This window comes from Thermomonas sp. (assembly GCF_020850895.1).
In the GTDB taxonomy this organism is placed as follows: Bacteria; Pseudomonadota; Gammaproteobacteria; order Xanthomonadales; family Xanthomonadaceae; genus Thermomonas.
Map to the genome: position 1 here is coordinate 1 of NZ_JADZDS010000111.1, position 6208 is coordinate 6208.

Annotated in this window: 8 protein-coding genes; all 8 read left to right on the top strand. The window is 63.9% G+C overall.

From position 1 onward, the window contains the following. The coding region (locus IT472_RS10105; protein ID WP_297181369.1) for a hypothetical protein at positions 1-248 on the top strand (248 nt) is incomplete at its 5' end. Beyond that, a complete protein-coding gene (locus IT472_RS10110) occupies positions 248-1351 on the top strand; it encodes a glycosyltransferase family 1 protein (RefSeq protein WP_297181370.1) in 1104 nt (367 codons plus the stop codon). The genes IT472_RS10105 and IT472_RS10110, both read left to right, overlap by 1 nt. Further along, positions 1351-2328, top strand: coding sequence for a GDP-mannose 4,6-dehydratase (locus tag IT472_RS10115; protein WP_297181371.1), 978 nt, complete (start codon positions 1351-1353; stop codon positions 2326-2328). Before IT472_RS10110 ends, IT472_RS10115 begins: the two co-directional genes overlap by 1 nt. Positions 2329-2330: 2 nt before the next feature. Next, the gene (locus IT472_RS10120) at positions 2331-3464 is read left to right on the top strand and encodes a glycosyltransferase family 4 protein (RefSeq protein WP_297181372.1); all 1134 of its coding nucleotides are present in this window, start codon (positions 2331-2333) and stop codon (positions 3462-3464) included. Further along, the gene (locus tag IT472_RS10125) at positions 3461-4021 is read left to right on the top strand and encodes a putative colanic acid biosynthesis acetyltransferase (RefSeq protein ID WP_297181373.1); all 561 of its coding nucleotides are present in this window, start codon (positions 3461-3463) and stop codon (positions 4019-4021) included. The genes IT472_RS10120 and IT472_RS10125 overlap by 4 nt, the downstream gene beginning before the upstream one ends. Further along, on the top strand, positions 4018-4836 hold the full coding sequence (locus IT472_RS10130) for a glycosyltransferase family 2 protein (protein ID WP_297181375.1): 819 nt from the start codon (positions 4018-4020) through the stop codon (positions 4834-4836). Before IT472_RS10125 ends, IT472_RS10130 begins: the two co-directional genes overlap by 4 nt. Before the next feature lie 122 nt (positions 4837-4958). Further along, on the top strand, positions 4959-5933 hold the full coding sequence (locus IT472_RS10135) for an acyltransferase (RefSeq protein ID WP_343231828.1): 975 nt from the start codon (positions 4959-4961) through the stop codon (positions 5931-5933). Positions 5934-5942: 9 nt separating this feature from the next. Further along, a partial coding sequence (locus IT472_RS10140; RefSeq protein WP_297181376.1) for a GDP-mannose 4,6-dehydratase occupies positions 5943-6208 on the top strand: 266 nt, incomplete at its 3' end.

Sequence of the window (6208 nt, forward strand, 5' to 3'; positions counted from 1 at the left end):
CGTTCTTCATCGCCAATGTCGGCAGCTTGACGGTGTCCGGGCAGATTCTGGCCGATCCGTTCATCGCCTCCTTCCTCGGCCTGCTGGTCGGCGTGGTGCTGTCGATCCCGCGGCTTGATGCGGTGGCGCGGGCGCGGGCCGAGGCGCGTGCGGCGGGGCAGATCAAGGGCGCCCCTCATCCGGCGCTGCGCGCCACCTTCTCCCCGCTGCGCGGGGCGAAGGGCGGGCAGTTCCGGATAATCGACTGATGGAAAAATTGCGGGTCGCCCTGGTCAGCACGACGGCTGTCGGTTCGCCCGGCAGCATGCGGGTATATGCCGACCTGTTGTTGCAGGCATTGCAGCGCGATGCGCCCGAAATCGAGGCCAACCTGGTCGAGCTTGATCCACATCCGGCCGGGCCCGGCTGGCGGCAGCGCCTGGCAACGCTGGCCTTGCCGTGGCGGGCGCGCCGCGTGGCAAGCCTGAAACCACAGCTCTGGCACATCCTCGACGGCAGTCGTGCTTATCTTGCCGAAGGCCTGCGCGGCGCGCCGGTCGTCATCACCGCGCATGACATCATCCCGGTCTTGCAGCAGCAGGGCCAGTTTCCAGGTGCACCGGCGGTGGGCGCTGCGGCACGCTGGCTCTGGAAACGGAACGGGAATGCGATACGCGCTGCGGCGAGTCTGGTCTGCGACAGTGAGCGCACGCTGTCGGATGTGTCCACCACCTATGGGGTGCCTCGCCAAGCGAGCGTCGTCCAGCTTCCCGTCCGCCCTGCGTTGGCGGCTCTGGATTCGAGTGAGAACACCATTCGCGAGACGGGCCTTGTCCTGCATGTCGGCAACAACGGTTTCTACAAGAACCGTGCGCAGGTCCTGCATGTCTTTGCGGCCCTGGATCGAGCGCTGGCGCACCGGCTGGTGATGGTCGGACCGCCACCTGTCCCCGCGCTACGCGAGCTTTCCAGGCAACTGGGGATTGCGCCATCCGTGCAGTGGTTGGAAGACGTGGACGATGCCCAGGTTGCACACTGGTACCAACGCGCCTCGGTACTGGTGTTCCCTTCCTTGTACGAGGGCTATGGCTGGCCCGTGCTGGAAGCGATGTCCTGCGGTTTGCCGGTGGTGGCAAGCCATGGCGGATCGTTGCCCGAGGTCGTGGGCGCTGTTGCGCCTTGCCTGGCGCCGGACGATGTGGATGGCTTCGTGCGCGAAATAGAAGTCATACTTGCCGATCCGAACCTGGCCGCGCTGCGCGCAGCACGCGGACGGGAGCGGGCAGGGCAATTCACCATGGCACGGTTCGCACGGGAAATGGCGGCCGTCTATCAGGCGGCGGTCACGGGAAATCCAAGAGGGTTGCATTGATGGCGCGCACGGCGCTCATTTTCGGTGTCTCCGGGCAGGACGGCGCGCTGCTGGCGCGGCTGTTGGTTGGCAAGGGCTATCAGGTCCACGGGACTTCGCGGGATGCGCAGCTCAGCCGCTTCGACAACTTCGATCGGGTGGGCGTGCGCGGGCAGGTGCGTGTGCATTCTGCGGCGACCACCGATTTTCGCAGCGTGGCGCAGGTGTTGAGCGAGGTGCAGCCGGATGAGACCTATCTCTTGGCTGGACAGAGTTCGGTCGGGCTGTCGTTCGGCCAGCCGGTGGAAACGCTGGAAAGCATTGCCGTGGGTACGCTCAACGTGCTGGAGGCGATTCGATTCCTGAAGCTCAAGACCCGGCTCTACCATGCTGGTTCCAGCGAATGTTATGGCGATGTGGGTGAAGCGGCGAACGAACAGACGGCGTTTCGGCCGCGCAGTCCGTACGCAACCGCCAAGGCCAGCGCGCACTGGATGGTTGCGAACTACCGCGAAGCCTACGGCCTGCATGCCTGCACCGGCATCCTGTTCAACCATGAGTCACCGCTGCGGCCCGCGCGCTTCGTCACCCGCAAGATCGTCGCGGCCGCAGTGCGCATCGCGGCGGGCAGTGACGAACGCCTGCAGCTGGGCAATGTGGACATCAGTCGCGATTGGGGCTGGGCACCGGAATACGTCGACGCGATGTGGCGCATGCTCCAGCATGATCGTGCGGAAGATTACGTCATCGCAACGGGGCAGGCACATTCGTTGCAGGCGTTTGTCGAGATGGTGTTTTCCGCAGTGGGCGTAGATTGGCAAACCTGCGTCGATTTCAATCCCGATCTGCGCAGGCCGAGCGATATCGCGCACAGCGTGGGCGATGCGTCCAAGGCCGAACGTGAGCTGGGTTGGCGTGCTGCCAGCACGCTGGAGCAGGTGGTTGCAAGGATGGTTGCCGCCGAACAGGGCAAGCCGTGGCCGGTGGTGGTTGGCTGACGATGCGTATCGCCGTGGATGCGCTGCCCATCAACAATTTCTCCGGACGCAATGTGCTCGGCGGCCATTTGCGCAACCTCGCTGCGGCCGGAAAGGGGAGGCATCGGTACCATGTGCTGCACCACGCCGGAAACGGCGATATCCGGCGGGATCTGGGCGATCACGTTGAATGGGTGCAGTGCGTGGATGCCGCAACTGGCTCGCACTGGGCGCGGCGGCTGTGGTGGCAGCGGACCCGGATGCAGAAACAGCTCGACGCCATCGGCGCCGACCTGCTGCTTTCCACCTCGGGCGCGCTGGTGCCGGGCGTGACCACGCCGCAGATGGTGCTGGTGCAGAACCCTTGGTGCTTCTTTCCGCAGTTTCATGCGGGCCCGGCGGATCGCTTGAAGGCGCGCTTGCAGCGGCACGGCTATGCAAAGGCCCAGCGCAAGGCAGCAGCCATGTTATACCTGTCCGATTACATGGCACGCATTTATGCCGAAAATTCCGGGGCTATGCCGCAGCAGGGGGCGACGGTGCTGGTCGGCGTCGATGACCGCATGTTTGCGGCAGCGGCCGCTGCGCCGCTGCCGGGGTTCGCGGAGCGTGCGCCCAAGATCGTCCTGGTCTCGGTGATGACGCCACACAAATCGGTCGAGGATGTGATCGACGCCCTTGCGCTTCTGCATTCGCGCGGGGTGGATGCACGGCTGGCGCTGGTCGGCCCGTGGTCGGATGCGGCGTATCGGGCGTCGATCGAGGCGCGTATCGCACGGCTCGGGCTGGCGTCGGCGGTCGAGATCGCAGGCAAAGTCACGGACGACGTCCTGATGGATCATTACCGGCGGGCGCGCGTGTTCTGCCTGCTCAGTCGCTGTGAATCGTTCGGAATTCCGGCGGTGGAGGCGCAGGTCTTTGGAACCCCGTGCGTGGTCGCCAACGTCTGTGCGCCGCCCGAGATCGCTGGCCCGGGTGGGGCAGTGGTGCCGGCCGGGGCGATTGCACTGGCCGCCGATGCGCTGCAGCCATTGCTGTCCGACGCCGACGCATGGGGCGCTGCATCGAGCCGAGCGTTGCAAAATGCCGAACGCTTCCGTTGGGAGCGCCTGAGTGGCCCAATCAGTGATTTCATTGATCGGTGGCGGCCCGCATGACCCTCGACATCGACACCGCTCGCGCCGCCCGCCCATACTCGCGCCGTGAGTACCTGGGCCGCGTGCTGTGGTCGCTGGCGGCGCCATTGTTCCGCTGGAGCCCGCGGCCCCTGTTTGGCTGGCGCAATCTGTTGCTGCGGGTGTTCGGTGCGAAGCTCGGCCGTGGCGCCCATGTCGATCCCGGCGCGCGTATCGAGATCCCGTGGATGCTGACGCTGGGCGATCACGCGGCCATCGGTGCCGGCGTGTGGGTCTACAACCTCGGGCCGATCCGCATCGGCGCACGCGCCACGGTCTCGCATCGTGCCCACCTGTGCGGTGGCAGCCACGATTACGCTGATCCGACCTTGCCGTTGCTGCGCACGGGGCTGGTGGTTGGCGACGATGCCTGGATCTGCAGCGATGCCTTCGTCGGGCCGGGCGTGGCAGTGGGCGCGGGTGCGGTGGTCGGCGCCGCAGCCGTGGTGATGCGTGATGTCGCGCCGTGGAGTGTGGTTGCCGGCAATCCGGCGCGGGTGGTCAAGCAGCGCGTCATGCGCAGCGCAGCAAGCCCGTGATCTCCGTCGTCATCCTGACCCTGAACGAAGCGGCCAATCTGCCGCGCTGCCTCGCCAGCGTGGCATGGTCGGACGACGTGGTGGTGCTCGATTCCGGGAGCACCGACGCGACGGTCGAGGTCGCACAGGCGCATGGTGCGCGGGTGCTGACGCGCGCGTTCGATTCGTTTGCCGGCCAGCGCAACCATGCGATGGAGCACGCGGGCTTCCGTCATCCATGGGTCTTGCATCTGGATGCCGATGAAGTGGTGACGCCGGCGCTGCGCGATGAACTGGTGGCGATCGCGGAGGCGGCGTCGGCCGCCTACCCGGTCTATCGGGTGGCGGCGAAGATCATCTTCATGGGCCGCTGGTTGAAACATGCCGGCATGTATCCGTCCTACCAGGTGCGCTTCGGACGGGCCGACGCGCTGCGCTTCGTCGACCATGGCCACGGCCAGCGTGAAGTGCAGCCGCCGGAACAGATCGGCACCTTGGTCGAACCGCTGGAGCATTACAACTTCTCCAAGGGCGTGAACGACTGGTTCGCGCGGCACCTGCGCTATGCGGATCGCGAGGCACGACTGCTGCTGGCCGAGCGCGCGCAGCCGCTGCGACCGCTTGGACTGTTCAGTGCCGATGCCACCGTGCGTCGTCGCGCACTCAAGCGGATCGCCGGCCGCCTGCCACTGCGCCCGTGGCTACGGTTCGTCTACGCAGGCATCCTGCGCGGCGGTTTTCTGGACGGGATACCTGGCCTGCGCTACGCGCGCATGCTGGCGATCTACCAGCAGTTCATCGATCTCATGGTGAGCGAACGGAAGGTCGGCGGATGACTCAATTGAATCGTGTCGCGTCGCTGGACGGCATACGCGCGCTGGCGGCGTTGTCAGTCATGGTCTTCCATTTTGTTCAGATTTTCGGCAAGTAGTACCCAGGATGGTTACGACAAGCATCGGTGTTTGGACAGTCGGGAGTCGATCTGTTTTTCGTGTTGTCCGGATTCCTGATCACGAGGATCTTGCTTGAAACCGCAGGAAAAGAGGGCTACTACCGCACGTTCTACGCTCGTCGCATCCTTCGAATTTTTCCTCTTTACTTCGCATATCTTGGGGTTCATTTCTTCCTGCTGCCGTACCTGCTCGATACCGGCATCCCTGCATTTAATAGTCAGGTATGGTCGTGGTTGTTCCTGGAGAATGTCGCGCAGTCTTTTCCTGTGTTGGCCAGCAGCGGGCCCAACCACTATTGGTCCCTAGCGGTTGAAGAACATTTCTATCTGATGTGGCCGCTGGTGGTTGCCAGCTTCGATCGGCGGACCTTGCTACGAATCATTGGTGGCATCCTGCTGGTGTCCCCGGTGCTGAGGTATGTGCTGGCCAGTCAGGGATATGGCGTTTTCTACCTCACGCCGACTCGGTTGGATGGCTTGAGTCTCGGAGCGGGCATCGCGATCCTCCTTGCAGATCATCGAGAAGCAGCACCAGTTTGGATGGTGACATTGTCTAGGGCGTTGTGCGTGACCCTGCCGCTCCTGTTGTTGCCGTTGTTCGTTAAATTTTCCGGCTCTGGCCATGCGCTACTGCAGGCAATGAAGCTGTCGCTGATCCCGTTGCTTTGCGCCGCAGTTGTCGCCCTCTGCTTGATCGACGTGAAGATCACACCGCTGCGACGGATACTAGAAACGCGCTGGTTGCGATGGATCGGCGGCATCAGCTATGGCCTGTACGTATTCCATCCCGCATGCTTCCGGGTTGTCGCCAAGCTACTCCCTGGAATTCCGCTCCCTGGCACCATCCTGCTTGCATTCGGAACTAGCTTCTTGGTCGCCTGGGTGAGTTTCAGGTGGTTCGAGAGTCGATTCCTGAGCCTGAAGCGTTATTTCATCCTTCCATCGCACCCACGTCCTGTGGGTGCATATGCACAACACTAGGATCCTGCAATGAAAAAAGCACTGATCACCGGCATCACCGGCCAGGACGGCGCCTATCTGGCCGAGCTGCTGCTGGCCAAAGGCTATGAGGTGCACGGCATCAAACGCCGCGCCTCGTCCTTCAACACCGATCGCATCGATCATCTGTACCAGGACCCGCACGCGCCGGATCGGCGTCTGTTCCTGCACTACGGCGATCTCACCGATGCCACCAATTTGATCCGGATCCTGCAGCAGGTGCAGCCCGACGAGGTCTACAACCTCGGCGCGCAGAG